Origin of the sequence: Pararhodobacter sp. CCB-MM2, from assembly GCF_001691415.1 — a bacterium.
Classification (GTDB): Bacteria; Pseudomonadota; Alphaproteobacteria; order Rhodobacterales; family Rhodobacteraceae; genus Pararhodobacter.
Map to the genome: position 1 here is coordinate 1 of NZ_LRRR01000012.1, position 14052 is coordinate 14052.

Sequence of the window (14052 nt, forward strand, 5' to 3'; positions counted from 1 at the left end):
GGCTAAACTCACGATCCCTTCCCGAACTCGATGGATAAGGGCCGGAACGCCAATGGTACTGCGTCTTAAGACGTGGGAGAGTAGGTCACCGCCAAACTCGATAAGAAACAGCCTCTCTATAACGATGGTCATATAACACCAACGCCGCCCTTCGGGGCGGCGTTGGTGTTTGTCGTTCATGGTCTTAATGCCAGGACTTGGCTCGAGAACGCCAGAATGAATAGGGCAGGGGCATTTGCCTCCGCCCTATTACATGTCCTGAAGATTGGCATGCATCTGGCGCATCACATTGCGAAAGGTCTCGAGATCTTCCTCGGTGATGCCACGGACGAGCTGATCTTCCCGTTCCAAGGCAACTTGCAGCACAGCGGCGTGCAAGGCGTAGCCTGCCTCATTCAGCGACCACAGCTTGCGCCGGATATCCCGCTCGGCACCGGCTTTGTGGTCCAGAACCCGCAGCTCATCAAGGCGGGTGAGGGCGCGGCTCACGGCGCCTTTGTCGAGATCGATCAATTGGCAGATGCGCGAGGCCGGGATTTCGGGCTCGATGGCCAAAGATGCCAGGACACGCCAGTCGACGATCCCGATCCCGAAACGGTCAAGATAGATCTGTGACGACCCCCGAGAGAGGCGCGTGTTCACGATGGCTAGAAAATAGGGCACATAATACTCCGCGTTCAACACGAGCCGTCCGTCAACGATCCGGGTCGAGAGAGAAGTCGCGGGCGCAGGGCCGGAGCTGTCGGTCATGGCACGGTCCTCGCTGGTGTCTTGATCGCACGACAAAATGGTCGGGGCGCTTTGGACATTGGCCGGATCGTCGGCAGAGATAGGCTCGACGCTTAGGGTGGCATTGAAACCGTTCATGTCAAGTCTCCTCCCATCCGCGCACGTGCCGGACCACCCTAAAGGGGCCTCCAATGGTTCAGGAGTGCGCATGATACATAGTTCACAGGTACATATTCCAACATGTGCATGCTAGCACGAGGACCTGGGATCTAGGGAAGGAAATCGTCGCAGGTGCGACGAAATTCGGAGTGAATGCCCGATTTCGTGTCAGGCACTCCCTCTATGCGTGAGCGAATGTCGGGCATCCGCTCACGCTTTGCGTGTTCTTCGACTCTCAGCACCCTTGAGGGGCTAAATGCTCCGCCGGGGCGGCGTAAGCCGAATCAGCGCGAAAACTTTTTGTATTTCACACGTTTAGGTTCGACCGAGTCCGGGCCAAGGCGGCGAATCTTGTCTTCCTCGTAGGCTTCGAAGTTGCCTTCGAACCATTCAACATGCGCTTCGCCCTCGAAAGCGAGGATATGCGTGCACAGGCGGTCGAGGAAGAAGCGGTCGTGCGAGATGATGATCGCGTTGCCGGCGAAATCCTCGATCGCCGCTTCCAGCGCCTGCAGCGTTTCCACGTCCAAATCGTTGGTCGGCTCGTCAAGGAGCAGCACGTTGCCGCCCTCTTTCAACAGCTTGGCCATGTGCACGCGGTTGCGCTCACCGCCCGACAGCAGGCCCACCTTCTTCTGCTGGTCGCCGCCTTTGAAGTTGAAGGCGCCGCAATAGGCACGGCTGTTGACCTGCGCATCGCCAAGCTCGATCAGCTCGGCGCCGCCCGAGATCTCTTCCCAGACGGTGGCATTGGGGTCGAGCGCATCGCGCGACTGGTCGACATAGGCCAGCTTCACCGTGTCGCCCAGCGTGACCGAGCCCGCATCCGGGGTCTCGTTGCCGGTGATCATGCGGAACAGCGTCGATTTGCCGGCGCCGTTCGGACCGATCACGCCGACGATGGCGCCCGGCGGGATCGACAGCGTCAGGTTCTCGATCAGCTGGCGGTCGCCGTAATGCTTGCTCAGGCCCTCGACCTCGATCACCTTGCCGCCCAGACGCGGGCCGTTCGGGATGATGATCTGGGCCTTGCCCACGCGATCCTTCTCGGACTGGTCGGCCATCTTCTCATAGGCCGAGATACGGGCCTTCGACTTGGCCTGACGGGCCTTGGCACCGGCGCGGATCCACTCGAGTTCCTTTTCCAGAACCTTCTGCTTGGCCTTGTCTTCGCGCGCTTCCTGCGCGACGCGCTTCGCTTTCTGTTCCAGCCACGAGGAATAATTGCCCTCGTAGGGGATGCCGCGGCCGCGCTCGAGTTCCAGAATCCACGAGGTGATGTCGTCGAGGAAGTAACGGTCGTGCGTGACGCAGAGGATCGTGCCCTTGTATTCGATCAGGTGCTTTTGCAGCCAGGCGATGGTCTCGGCGTCGAGGTGGTTGGTCGGTTCGTCGAGCAGCAGCATGTCCGGGGCTTCCAGCAGCAGCTTGCACAAAGCGACGCGGCGACGCTCACCGCCCGAGAGTTTCGAGACATCGGCATCGTCCGGCGGGCAGCGCAGGGCTTCCATCGCGACGTCGACCTGGCTGTCCAGATCCCAGAGGTTCTCGGCGTCGATCTCGTCCTGAAGCTGGGCCATCTCCTCGGCGGTCTCGTCCGAGTAGTTCATTGCCAGCTCATTGTAGCGGTCGAGCTTGCCTTGCTTGGCAGCGACGCCCAGCATGACGTTGCCGCGCACATCGAGGTTCTCATCCAGCGCCGGCTCCTGCGGCAGGTAGCCGACCTTGGCACCCTTGGCAGCCCAGGCCTCGCCCGAGAAATCCTTGTCGATGCCGGCCATGATGCGCAGCAGCGTCGACTTACCGGCACCGTTCACGCCGACGACGCCGATCTTCACGCCGGGCAGGAAGTTCAGGCGGATGTTCTCGAAACATTTCTTGCCGCCCGGATAGGTCTTGGACACGCCGTCCATGTGGTAGACGTACTGATACGAGGCCATGTCATGCTCCAGAAGTTTGGCGGCCGAAAAGGGGCCGGAAATAACGGGGATTTGCAGCGATCCCTACAGGGGCGGGGGCAAAGCTGCAAGCGCAGGCTCTTTTCCTGCGCCGCGCTTGGCGGCATAATGCGCGGGTTCATTTGTTATTTGGCCGTGCCGTGAAACCCGACGAGCTTCCGACACCTCAGCCCCTGACCCCGGAGTCATTCATGCCCAATTTCATTGGCGGCGGCACCATTGTGCTGATCCTTCTGGCGCTGTTCATCATCATCTCGGTCTTCCTCGGGGTGCGGATCGTGCCGCAGTCGCAGAAATACGTGGTCGAGCGGTTCGGGCGCCTTCGTGCCGTACTGGGGCCGGGTATCAACCTGATCGTCCCCTTCGTCGACACCGTGGCGCACAAGGTCTCGATCCTGGAACGCCAGCTGCCCAACCAGCGGCAGGACGCGATCACCACCGACAACGTGCTGGTGCAGGTCGAAACCTCGGTCTTCTACCGCATCATGGAGCCGGAAAAGACGGTCTACCGCATCCGCGACGTGGACGCGGCGATCCTGACCACGGTTGCGGGTATCGTGCGTTCCGAAATCGGCACGATGGAGCTGGATGAGGTGCAGTCGAACCGCGCCCGTCTGACCCAGAAGATCGGCGCTGCGATTGCCGATGTCGTCGATGACTGGGGCATCGTGGTGACCCGTGCAGAACTGCTGGACGTGAACCTCGACGAGGCCACCCGCGCCGCCATGCTGCAGCAGCTCAACGCCGAGCGTGCCCGCCGCGCCGCCGTGACCGAGGCTGAGGGCAAGCGTCGCGCGGTGGAACTGGCCGCCGACGGTGAGCTTTACGCCGCCGAGCAGGAGGCCAAGGCCAAACGCATCTCGGCCGATGCCGAGGCTTATGCGACCGGCGTCATCGCCGAGGCCATCGCCAAGAACGGTCTGGAAGCCGCGCAATACCAGATCGCCATCGCGCAGGTCGAGGCGATGAAGCAGGTGGCCGAGGGGCCGGGCAAGCAGACCATCGTCCTGCCGGCCAATATGATCGAGGCCTTCGGCGATGCCTTCAAGATGCTGAAAGGGCGCGTGTAATGGCCGAGCTCTGGTGGATCTGGATCGCGGCCGGTCTGGCACTGGCGATCCTTGAGGTCTTGGTGCCCGGCTTCCTGTTTGCGGGCTTCGCCGTGGGCGCGGTGATCACTGGGGCCATCGTCGGCACGGGCCTGTTTGGTGATGCCAGCGAGTCACTGGCGATCATGGCCGTGGTCTTTGCCGTGATCTCGGTCGTCGCGTGGCTGGGGATGCGGCAATTCATGGGGGTCCGGCAGGGCCAGATGAAGCGGATCGACCGCGACATCAACGAAGACTGAGCAAAGGGGCCTGCGGGCCTCTTTCCCTTACCGGGCCGAGGAAAACAGCGTCTTGCGGACCACGTTCAGGTCGAAGCAAAAGCTCCAGTTGCGCTGATACATCAGATCAATATGCGCCTTTCGGGGCACGCAATTGCGGGCATAGACCGCGTCCGTCTCCTCGGGGGTCGAGGTGCGGGCCAGCATCCGTTGCTCATGCTTCGAGTAATAGATCGAGGCGAGGCCGGTCAGGCCCGGACGGCTTTTCAGCACCTCGTTGTAGAGGCCGGGAAACCGCTCGACATAATCGCGCAGCGGCGGGCGCGGTCCGACGACCGAGATATCGCCGCGCCACAGGTTCCACAGTTGCGGCAGCTCATCCAGTCGGCGCTTGCGCAGCCAGCCGCCGATCGGCGTGATCCGCGCGCTCTTGTCCCCGCCCGAGACGCCCCGGTCCCCGGGATCGACCCGCATCGAGCGGAATTTCCACAGGCTGAAGCCCTTGGTCGGCGTCTTCATCCGTTCGCCGCCATAGAAGATCGGGCGCCCGTCGGTGATCAGAATGATCAGCGAGAAAATGACGATCAGCGGCAAGACAAACGGCGTGATCGCCGCGGCCGTGAACAGGTCGAAAGCGCGTTTGAGCGGGTTCATGCGGGCCTCATACTGTGGCGCCATTGCGCGACCATGGTCGCCGGGTCGCTGTCGGTGTCGTCGAAACGGAACAGGGTTTCAAGCCGGGCGGTGGCCAGCGTCAGCCGGGGCAGGGCGCTCGCTGGTGCCGGTTGTCGCTCCATCGGCAGGTCCGCGGCGCGGGCGAGGGCAGCCATATCCACGGGCCGCGGTGTGGCGATGTTCAGAACCGGCGGCAGGGAAGGGGCTTCGGCCAAGGCACGTAGCACCTGCGCCAATGTCCGCGGGCCGATGTAGTTGCGTACCGGCCCGGCCCCGTCCGGGAAGCGGTCCAGCAGCAACGGCCGGCGCGGGTTGGTCAGCAACGCATCGGCCCCGGCGACATTGCCGATCCGCAGCATCGTCACCCCCGGCCCGGCGCAGGCGCGCTCCATCGCCAGCTTTGCCTGCCCATAGGGCGAGGGCGGCTCGGTCGCGTCTTCCTCATCCCACGGCTGTGTGCGGGAGAAGCCATAGACCGCCGAGCTGGACGCCAGCAGCACGCGCGCGATCCCGGCTGCGCGCGCCGCCGCAACCGTGGCGCGGCCGATCGCCACCTCGTCGCCCCGGGCCAGCTGTATCAGGCAGGATGGCGCGCCGTTCAGTCGGCAGAAGTCCAGCAGGGGCTCGGGTCCGGTCAACGGGTCCCAATCCAGCGCCTCGCCCGGGCCGCGACGGCACCGCAGGGTATCCTCGCCCAACCAAGGGCGCAGCAGCCGCCCGACGCGCCCGTTGGCGCCTGTGATCATCACGCGTGTCATGGCCCAGACTTGCCATGCAGCCGGGGCCGAGGCCAGCGAAAGAGTATGAAATAGATTGACTGACCGGACGGTTGATGAAATCCTCCAGCTCAGAGGCGCAGCAATGCGCAGGGAGGATGATGATGAGCGATTCGGACACCGTGCTGGTGCGCCTTGAAGCTGGCGTGCTGGAAGTGACCCTGAACCGGCCTGGCCGGTTGAATTCCTTCACCGAAGAGATGCACATGGCGCTGCGCGCAGCCCTGCAACGGGCCGAGCGTGAAGCCCGCTGCGTGCTGCTCACCGGCGCCGGGCGGGGCTTCTGCGCCGGGCAGGATCTGGGCGACCGCGATCCGCGCACGATGGACGGCCCGCCCGATCTGGGCGACACGGTTCGTCGCCTCTGGGCCCCGTTGATCCGTCAGATCAAGGCCCTGCCGATGCCGGTGATCTGCGCGGTGAACGGCGTCGCGGCGGGGGCGGGCTCGTCTCTCGCCATCGCCTGCGACCTGACCTTCGCCGCCGAGAGCGCCAAATTCATCCAGTCCTTCAGCAAGGTCGGCCTGATCCCCGACACCGCCGGCAGCTGGCACCTGCCGACCCTGCTGGGCCCGCAGCGCGCCATGGGCCTCGCCCTGACCGCGCAGCCGCTGCCCGCGAAACAGGCCGCCGATTGGGGGCTGATCTGGCAATGCCTGCCCGACGACCAGCTGATGGCCGAGACCCGCGCGCTGGCCACCAAATTCGCCGCCGGCCCGACCTTCGGCTATGCCCAGACCAAACGCGCGATGCAGGCCGCCGCAACGAACAAGCTGGCCGATCATCTGGAGCTGGAAGCCGAGCTGATGAAGGCTTGCGGCGAGAGTGCCGATTATGCCGAGGGCGTCGCTGCCTTCCTCGACAAGCGCCAGCCGGAGTTCAAAGGTCAATGACGCCCGACGAACTCGCCCAAGCCTGCGCCGACGCAATGTGGGCCGACGACAATGCGACCCAGCATCTGGGCATGCAGCTGTCCGATGTCCGCGCCGGCCACGCCACGATGACGATGACCGTGCGCCCCGAGATGACCAACGGCCACAAGATCTGCCACGGCGGCTATATCTTCACGCTCTCGGACAGCGCCTTCGCCTTCGCCTGCAACACCTACAACCAACGCGTCGTTGCGCAGATGGCGCAGGTGACCTTCCTCGCCCCGGCCTTCGAGGGCGACGTCCTCCGCGCCGAGGCCCGTGAGGTCTGGAAGCAGGGCCGCGGCGGCATCTACGACATTACCGTGACCCGTGCCGACGGCGTGAAGATCGCCGAGTTCCGCGGGCATTCGCGCAGCATCAAGGGCACGCATCTGCCCGACCTCTCGCAGGAGTAAGCCATGGAAGACCTCTCCCCCCGTCCCGGTGACCTCGAAGCCATCGAAACCGCGTCGCGCGACGAGATTTCGGCGCTGCAGTTGGAGCGGCTGAAATGGTCGCTGAGCCATGCCTACGAGAATTCCGCCTTCTACCGCGCCAAATTCGATGCGGCGGGCGTGCATCCGGATGATCTGAAGTCGCTGAAGGATCTGGCGAAATTCCCCTTCACGGTGAAGACGGACCTGCGCGACAACTACCCCTTCGGCATGTTCGCCGTCCCGCGCGAGAAGATCTCTCGCATCCATGCTTCGTCCGGCACCACCGGCAAACCGACGGTCGTGGGCTATACCGCCAAGGACATCGACACCTGGGCACAGCTCGGCGCGCGCTCGATCCGCGCCTCGGGCGGCCGGGCCGGCGACATCGTCCATATCGCCTATGGCTACGGGCTGTTCACTGGCGGTCTCGGGGCGCATTACGCGGCCGAGAAGCTGGGCGCGACGGTGGTCCCCGTCTCGGGCGGGATGACCGAGCGGCAGGTGACGCTGATTCAGGATTTCAAGCCGCGCGTGATCATGGTCACGCCCAGCTACATGCTGTCGATTCTTGATGAATTCCGCCGCCAAGGCATCGACCCGCGCGAAAGCTCGCTCGCGGTTGGCATCTTCGGCGCCGAGCCCTGGACCAACGCCATGCGCCGCGAGATCGAGGAAGCCTTCGACATGCATGCCGTTGATATCTATGGCCTCTCCGAGGTCATGGGGCCGGGCGTGGCGAATGAATGCGTCGAGACGAAGGATGGTCTGCACATCTGGGAAGACCATTTCTACCCCGAGATCATCAACCCCGAGACCGGCGAGCCGGTCGAAGATGGCGAAATGGGCGAGCTGGTTTTCACCACGCTGACCAAGGAAGGTCTGCCGATCATCCGCTACCGCACCCGCGATCTGACCCGCCTGCTGCCGGGCACTGCGCGCTCGATGCGGCGGATGGAGAAGATTACCGGCCGTTCGGACGACATGATCATCCTGCGCGGCGTCAATGTCTTCCCGACCCAGATCGAGGAGCAGATCCTGAAATGTTCGGGCCTCGCACCGCATTTCCAGATCGAACTGGTGCGCAACGACCGCATGGACGCGATGATCGTGCATTGCGAGGCGACCGAGGCCGCGGCCAACGCTGAAGGGCGGGCAGCCTCGTCCAAGGAGCTCGCGCATCACATCAAGTCGGTGGTCGGCGTGTCGACGAAGATCCAGGTGCACGAACCGGGCGGTGCCCCGCGCTCGGAAGGCAAGGCCAAGCGCGTGGTCGACAACCGGCCCAAGGGTTGATCGGCCATGGCACGCACACGCGCGGCCGATTTTGAAGACAAGCAGCGCGCGATCCTGTCGAGCGCTGCGTCCGTGCTGGCCGAGCAGGGGATGGACAAGGCCTCGATGGCACAGATCGCCGTGCAGGCGGGTGTGTCCAAGGCCTTGCTCTACCACTATTATCCCGGCAAGGACGCGCTGATCTTCGACATCATCCGCACCCATCTGACCGAGCTGGACGAGGCCTTGTCAGCCGCCGACGCCCCGGAGGCCGAGCCCCGATCGCGCCTTCGCGGCCTCGTTGGGGCGGTGCTGGAATGCTACCGGGACGCCGACAATTACCACAAGGTTCAGCTGAACGGCACACAGACCTTGCCGCCCGAACAGAAGGACGAGATCCATGCGATCGAGCGTCGGATCGTCCGTCGCTTCTCCGACGCCCTGCGCGCGGTACGCCCCGAACTACCGGCGGCGATGCTGATGCCGGTAACCATGTCGCTCTTTGGCATGGTGAATTGGGTCTATATGTGGTTCCGCGACGGTGGGGCACTGACGCGCGAGGGTTATGCCGACATTGCGACGGCATTGATCCTTGACGGGATCGGTGGCGTGAAGTCGGCTTAAACAAGCCGCGTCAAGCAATATCGCCCCCGAGCCGCGCGACATCGACCGCGCGTGTCGGCCTTTTCGGCCAAGTCGGCGTCAACCTGATCCGCCGACATATCTGGTGCTCGCTCACCTGATGTCCGCCTCTACGCAGATGCCAGGGCATTTGCCGGACACCGCGAAAGAAAGCGGCTGCAAGAACCGCTCATCGCTCTCGTCGAAACTACGTTGTGACGGTTGGGCGGTGGATCTGCCGCACCAGGCCGAGGTTCTGTTCGATCTCGCCAGTGATTGTTGCAGTACGACAAGCGCGCGCCGACAGGCCAGGGTGGTAAAACTCGATTATTCTGGCTCGCGATTGGTCTCGGCCAAAAGGCTCGCTGTCTAAGCTTGGCATGACGCTCCGCAATCTGCTGGCCACGTAATCGGTGGCAAGCCACCAGGAAAATGCGCATTCCGGGCCGGCAAGTGAGGCGCGAGGTGATTGAACGTGCCCAGCCCAAGCTGTCGGTCGGAGCGCAATGCCGCATGACATGTCGAAGTGGGAGCCCGAGGTTAACCCGGCGCTGATGCTGGTATTGCCAGCCAATTGCTCGAAGCCTGCTCGATGGCGCCCTGCAGATCACCTGGCACCTTCGGAACGAGGGGCGGTCTGTGACCGTAACGCGCATCTGGCGCCTGATCCGGCGCATGCCCACGCCTCTCGGCTGGTTTGCTTCGCAATTCGCCTGCTGGTCAACGGATGTCGATCTGCAAGGAGCGCTGCATCGACAACATATCCATCGAACACCTCTGACGAACCCGGATGCATGAGCGCGACTATCTGCACGCTCGGGAGACCAGCACGCAATCCCACGCCGCCCATGGCGGGCTGCCGCCTGCCCAAATCTACCTCCCTCAAAGAGAAGCCGGCTGACAGAGGCAGAGAAGTGCTGAAATCCCACCCGTGAATTATTCATGAGATGGGGGGGCACGTCCCGTAGTTCCTCGTTGCCGGCAACTTGCCCGCCAGGGACGTGACTGACACGCGATATCGTCCTCGCGGCCTTGCTCTATCCCAGCGCCAAGGTGCAGCACACGTGCCGACCGATAGGCGATATTGGCCCACGCGCCGTCACGACTGTCTGAATGATGTCACGGTGAGCGACACTGAGGCTTTTGCGGACCCATGGTTGGATGAACGATGGTATAAGCCCAAAACACCCCGCATCCCTTAACGGCATTGCCCTGCCCAGCGCTTCCGCTACCCAGATCACGCATTGTGTCGAACGCTTCGACCGCCAAGGACGCGGAGTGAGTTTGCTCAGCGTGACCGCTTTAGACCTGCATGTCGAAAGCGCACCTGCCTTGATCAAGCAATGCGAACCGATCTGCGGACGTTCACAAAGCACAGATGTGGCGCCGCAGAAAACTCGCCGTCTGACCTCGACCAATGCACGCGACCACGCTCCGCCATTGTTCTTCAGACAACGCGGGGTGTTCCGTGGATGTAGGTTTCGATCAAGCTTCGTCGGGCGCGGGCTTGGCTAGGCACAGTGGCCGCCACTAACGTCGCGCTGACATTTGTTCTCCGGTTACTCGCTTGAGATCATCAGCGGGGCCAGCGCATCACGGAGGCGCTCCGATTCCGCCAACAGGGTCGAGCTGCGGCGCACCAGGCCCAGACGATCATACTCGGCTCCGGCGTCGGGAAGCGGTTCTGCGGGGACGAACTGGGCAATGACCTCTTCCGTCGCCGTGGCGTGCGGGTCGCCGTGGCCGGCCTCTGCCGGGGCGGCGCCGTGCTCCTGGGGTGCATCATGCCCGGCTTGTGCGACGGCTTCTGCCGGCTGCGCATTCGTATCGCCGTGGGCGACCGGAGCCGGCGTATGATCTGCAGCCGGTGCTTGGGCCATCGGCACGTCATGGGCCTGAGCCGCAGGGGCCCTGGGCGCGTGGTCGGGGGCCCCTTGTGCCGCCGGTTCACGTGCCGTGGCGGGCGCGGCCGGCGCCGGGCTATGTGCCGGAGCAGGAGCATGCGCGGGAGCGGCGTGTTCTTCTGCCGGGGCACGGGCGGCCTCTTCGGCAGCGCGCTCAATCGCGATCTCGGCATGGCCGGGCGCGCGACCCAGCATCTGACCGAGGTCGGCCGCGGCCGGGGGAAGGACCCCTTCGTTGCGCAGGGTTTCCACGCGGCGCCAATCGCCGCCGGCGATGGCTGCGCGGGCCGCCGAGTCGGTGATGCCCAGTGCGGCAAATTCGGCTGCCGCGCCTGCATGGTTGCCGAGACGCTCCATCGCGGCGGCGCGGGTTTGGCGGGCTTCAACACCCATCAGCCCATCGATCATCGACAGGGCCGTCCGTGGATCGTTTTGTTCCAGATAGGCACGGGCCCGGGTGACGCGGGCGTCGTTGTCCTCGAGATTGCCGATCAGATCCTCAACCGGCGTTGCGAAACCGAGGTCCAGAAGACGACGGGCAAGCTTGCGGCGCGTGTCTTCCGTCAAGCCGCCGTCACGCCAGTCTTCGCGCGCCAGAACGGCTTCGATCAGGCCAAAATCGGTCCCGTTGGTTGCCAACGCATCCCAGACGGTATCGCGCAGATCGGAGAGGATCCGAAGGTTCTCGCCGGTCTCGCTCATCCAGCTTTCCAGCCGGTCGAGCGCCTGGAAGGCGTCAGGCAAGGCACCCGAGCGTGCGTGCAGGCGAATGACCGAGGCCATCAGCTCGGGCCCGCTTTCTTCACTTCTGGCGCCGGCAGCGATGGCTTCGACGTCATCAAGGTAGGCGGGGTCCATGCTGCCATTGGTCTGCAGGGCCAGATCAAGGCGGGTCTGAACCGTTTCGGTATCATGGCCGCCTTCCTGGGCAAGACGGGCCGCCGCCGCGCCGGGAAGGCCGCGGGCACGGTCAAGGCGGGCCTCGACCAAGGCCAGCTCTTCAGGGTTGACCCATTCCGAGCGATGGAGGGCATCCGCGACGATGCGGGCGGCATCCATCGCACCAACATCAGCAAGGGCCTGTGCCAGCGGAAGGCCCGTCAAATCGCGCAGATTTGCCGGCATGTTGACGAAGGCCAGTGCGAGTCGATCCGCCTGCGCGCGCACGCGATCTTCAGGGGCGCCCGCAAGGGCCGCCATGACCGAGACGGTGCCGCCGCAATCGATGGCTTGGGCCAGACGCATGCGCGAGTTTGAGGCGCGATCTTCCAGCACATCGGCAACGCCCATGGCGAGGTCCCGAACGGCAACGGGGTCCGCGGCATTCTGCAGCAGCGCCCGCGCTTCGGCGCCGAAGCCGGCCGCGAGATACAGGCCGACGAGTTCGGCACGCGCTTGTGGGTTGGGCTGATCGAACTCGCCGTAAAGTTCGCTGCTGAGGCGGCCGAATTCTGCGGCGAAGTTGTCGACATCCTTCGTCATCAAGCTGCTCAGCTCGGCCCCACCAACACAGATCGGCGGAAGCGGCTGTTCGGGCATGGCTTCGGGGTTCGGACGGTCCATCACGGTGGACACCCGCATGTTCGCCGGCATTTCCGGCGTTTCTGTCCCATTGAGAAGCCCCAGCGCACCGGGATTGTGGTCCGCGGAAGGCTCCAGCAGGCCTTGTCCCAGCGCGGCGGCGACCGTGCGGCCAAGATCCTCGGCCAGCGTCTGAAGACGCGGGTCGTCTTCCGGCGGCGGAGCCGGGGCTTCTTCGGTCGGCGGCATCAGTCGGGCCAGCGCGGCGCCCGCAGCCCGGCCGGCTGCGATAGGATCGATGTTCGGCCGGGGCAGGGTGACGGGACGTCGCGGAACCGGAGCGGGCTCAGGCTCGACCGCAGCGGTTTCGGCTTCGGTCAGGGGCTCTGGCGTGCCGGGAATGACGATGGGCGTCGCGGGGACCACGACGGGCGTGCGTGCCGCGGTCGCGTCCGGGGTACCTGAGATGTCGAGGACCAGAAGGCCGGGACGTTCCTCCCAGGCGCGGATCGTGCAATCGCAACCCATCGTCAACAGAAGATCGCCGCTGTCGTCCCGGGCGCCGGTCAGACGTGCGCGCGGGATTCGGTCGAACAGGCGTGAGACGTCAAAGCGCGTGTCGACGCCCTGTACGCTGACCCGGCGGTCGCGGCCCTCTGGCGTGATGGCCCATTCCGAGCCGGCGGGCAGGCGCAGCACGACGCGGGTGAAGGTCGCGTGTTCGCCGGCGAAGGGCGAAACGGTCGTGGCATTGGTCGCCCCTGCTGCGGCCGGTATCACCACGGGGGCACCACCGACCTGCGCCAGAGCCGGCGAGGCGAGGAACAATCCCAGCAGGATCGACCGAGAAAAGGGGCGAAGAACCGAACGCATCAGGCCGCCTCACGCTTGAGCGAGCGCATCGCTTCCTCTAGGTCGCCATAGGACGGGCGGACGTGGTGCGGCGCATTCTGGCGGCCGACCTCGATGCACATGTTGGCCGGGTGGTTGTGGAGGTTCGCGATCAGCACTTCGCGGATCAGCTTGTAGAAAGCGGCGTCCTCGTTGACGACGGTGGCCATCTTGGTCGCGAAGGGCGCGACGAAGCCATAGGCCAGGAACACGCCAAGGAACGTCCCCACCAGTGCGCCGCCGATCAGGCCACCCAGAACCTCGGGCGGCTGGTCGATGGCGGCCATGGTCTTGATCACGCCCAACACGGCGGCCACGATCCCCAGAGCGGGCAGGCCGTCAGCGATGGTTTGCATGGCGTGGCTGGAATGGAGGGCATGGTGCAGCGAGGCATCCATCCGCTTGTCGAGGACCTCTTCCACCTGCATCGGATCGTCATAGCTGAGCGTCATCGAGCGCAGCGTGTCGCAGATCAGCTCGATCGCCTCGTGATCTTTCAGGATCTTGGGGTAGCGGGTGAAGATGTCCGAATCGTTCGGCGCCTCGATATGTTCTTCCAGCGCGACCGGGTTTTGCCGGGCGAGGCGGATCAGTTCGAACATCAGGCACAGCAGGTCGCTGTAATCCTTGGGTTTCCAGGCGGCCCCCTTGAACACCTTGGAGATGTCTTTGAGCGTGTGCTTCACGCCCGCGCCGTTGTTGGAGATCAGGAAGGCGCCCACGGCGGCCCCGCCGATCATGGTCATCTCGTACGGGAGCGAGTGCAGGATGATGTCGAAATGTCCGCCGGCCATGACGAATCCGCCGAACACCATCACGAACACCACCACGATGCCGATGATTCCGATCATGTCTCGCTCCGTTTACCTTT

The 14052-nt window shown here is 64.3% G+C and carries 12 protein-coding genes and 1 rRNA gene; 7 read left to right on the forward strand and 6 right to left on the reverse strand.

The window, feature by feature from the left end; all coding sequences use genetic code 11:
• Positions 1 to 97: ribosomal RNA gene (rrf, locus tag BCY78_RS13010) — 5S ribosomal RNA — on the forward strand; the annotation flags it as partial.
• 152 nt (positions 98 to 249) lie between these two features.
• On the opposite strand, the gene BCY78_RS13015 is transcribed toward rrf, so the two are convergent.
• Both BCY78_RS13015 and ettA read right to left on the reverse strand, forming a co-directional pair.
• Complete coding sequence (locus BCY78_RS13015) at positions 250 to 867, reverse strand: MarR family winged helix-turn-helix transcriptional regulator (RefSeq protein ID WP_083195018.1); 618 nt, start codon at positions 865 to 867, stop codon at positions 250 to 252.
• A 305-nt stretch (positions 868 to 1172) separates the two neighbouring features.
• A complete protein-coding gene (gene ettA, locus BCY78_RS13020; RefSeq protein WP_068302503.1) occupies positions 1173 to 2828 on the reverse strand; it encodes an energy-dependent translational throttle protein EttA in 1656 nt (551 codons plus the stop codon).
• A gap of 209 nt (positions 2829 to 3037) precedes the next feature.
• Here ettA and BCY78_RS13025 point away from each other — a divergent pair, with 209 nt between their 5' ends.
• Positions 3038 to 3916 (forward strand): SPFH domain-containing protein, encoded by an 879-nt coding sequence (locus BCY78_RS13025; RefSeq protein WP_068302505.1) that lies wholly within the window; start codon positions 3038 to 3040, stop codon positions 3914 to 3916.
• The gene (locus BCY78_RS13030; RefSeq protein ID WP_068302509.1) at positions 3916 to 4194 is read left to right on the forward strand and encodes an NfeD family protein; all 279 of its coding nucleotides are present in this window, start codon (positions 3916 to 3918) and stop codon (positions 4192 to 4194) included. The genes BCY78_RS13025 and BCY78_RS13030 overlap by 1 nt, the downstream gene beginning before the upstream one ends.
• A gap of 27 nt (positions 4195 to 4221) precedes the next feature.
• Here the strand turns inward: BCY78_RS13030 and BCY78_RS13035 are convergent, their stop codons facing one another.
• Together BCY78_RS13035 and BCY78_RS13040 are read right to left on the reverse strand one after the other, a co-directional pair.
• Positions 4222 to 4827: a sugar transferase gene (locus tag BCY78_RS13035; protein ID WP_068302512.1), complete on the reverse strand. Its 606-nt coding sequence runs from the start codon at positions 4825 to 4827 to the stop codon at positions 4222 to 4224.
• A complete protein-coding gene (locus tag BCY78_RS13040) occupies positions 4824 to 5594 on the reverse strand; it encodes an NAD(P)-dependent oxidoreductase (protein WP_158515937.1) in 771 nt (256 codons plus the stop codon). Before BCY78_RS13040 ends, BCY78_RS13035 begins: the two co-directional genes overlap by 4 nt.
• Positions 5595 to 5728: 134 nt before the next feature.
• On the opposite strand from BCY78_RS13040, the gene paaG reads away from it, so the two are divergent.
• From paaG to BCY78_RS13060, 4 genes are read left to right on the forward strand one after another with little or no spacing between them, the layout of a single operon-like run.
• Positions 5729 to 6517: a 2-(1,2-epoxy-1,2-dihydrophenyl)acetyl-CoA isomerase PaaG gene (gene paaG, locus BCY78_RS13045; RefSeq protein WP_068302756.1), complete on the forward strand. Its 789-nt coding sequence runs from the start codon at positions 5729 to 5731 to the stop codon at positions 6515 to 6517.
• Entirely contained in the window at positions 6514 to 6951 is a 438-nt protein-coding gene (paaI, locus tag BCY78_RS13050) for a hydroxyphenylacetyl-CoA thioesterase PaaI (protein ID WP_068302517.1), read from the forward strand. Before paaG ends, paaI begins: the two co-directional genes overlap by 4 nt.
• A gap of 3 nt (positions 6952 to 6954) precedes the next feature.
• Complete coding sequence (gene paaK, locus BCY78_RS13055) at positions 6955 to 8265, forward strand: phenylacetate--CoA ligase PaaK (protein ID WP_068302520.1); 1311 nt, start codon at positions 6955 to 6957, stop codon at positions 8263 to 8265.
• A gap of 6 nt (positions 8266 to 8271) precedes the next feature.
• Positions 8272 to 8868: a TetR family transcriptional regulator gene (locus BCY78_RS13060; protein ID WP_068302523.1), complete on the forward strand. Its 597-nt coding sequence runs from the start codon at positions 8272 to 8274 to the stop codon at positions 8866 to 8868.
• 1556 nt (positions 8869 to 10424) lie between these two features.
• On the opposite strand, the gene BCY78_RS13065 is transcribed toward BCY78_RS13060, so the two are convergent.
• Together BCY78_RS13065 and motA are read right to left on the reverse strand one after the other, a co-directional pair.
• On the reverse strand, positions 10425 to 13163 hold the full coding sequence (locus BCY78_RS13065) for a hypothetical protein (protein ID WP_068302526.1): 2739 nt from the start codon (positions 13161 to 13163) through the stop codon (positions 10425 to 10427).
• A complete protein-coding gene (motA, locus tag BCY78_RS13070) occupies positions 13163 to 14032 on the reverse strand; it encodes a flagellar motor stator protein MotA (RefSeq protein WP_068302529.1) in 870 nt (289 codons plus the stop codon). Before motA ends, BCY78_RS13065 begins: the two co-directional genes overlap by 1 nt.
• Positions 14033 to 14052: the final 20 nt, after the last annotated feature.

Coding starts and splice junctions, on each gene's coding strand:
- BCY78_RS13015 (WP_083195018.1), bottom strand. CDS start 867: ATGAACGGTTTCAATGCCACCCTAAGCGTCGAGCCTATCTCTGCCGAC.
- ettA (WP_068302503.1), bottom strand. CDS start 2,828: ATGGCCTCGTATCAGTACGTCTACCACATGGACGGCGTGTCCAAGACC.
- BCY78_RS13025 (WP_068302505.1), top strand. CDS start 3,038: ATGCCCAATTTCATTGGCGGCGGCACCATTGTGCTGATCCTTCTGGCG.
- BCY78_RS13030 (WP_068302509.1), top strand. CDS start 3,916: ATGGCCGAGCTCTGGTGGATCTGGATCGCGGCCGGTCTGGCACTGGCG.
- BCY78_RS13035 (WP_068302512.1), bottom strand. CDS start 4,827: ATGAACCCGCTCAAACGCGCTTTCGACCTGTTCACGGCCGCGGCGATC.
- BCY78_RS13040 (WP_158515937.1), bottom strand. CDS start 5,594: ATGATCACAGGCGCCAACGGGCGCGTCGGGCGGCTGCTGCGCCCTTGG.
- paaG (WP_068302756.1), top strand. CDS start 5,729: ATGAGCGATTCGGACACCGTGCTGGTGCGCCTTGAAGCTGGCGTGCTG.
- paaI (WP_068302517.1), top strand. CDS start 6,514: ATGACGCCCGACGAACTCGCCCAAGCCTGCGCCGACGCAATGTGGGCC.
- paaK (WP_068302520.1), top strand. CDS start 6,955: ATGGAAGACCTCTCCCCCCGTCCCGGTGACCTCGAAGCCATCGAAACC.
- BCY78_RS13060 (WP_068302523.1), top strand. CDS start 8,272: ATGGCACGCACACGCGCGGCCGATTTTGAAGACAAGCAGCGCGCGATC.
- BCY78_RS13065 (WP_068302526.1), bottom strand. CDS start 13,163: ATGCGTTCGGTTCTTCGCCCCTTTTCTCGGTCGATCCTGCTGGGATTG.
- motA (WP_068302529.1), bottom strand. CDS start 14,032: ATGATCGGAATCATCGGCATCGTGGTGGTGTTCGTGATGGTGTTCGGC.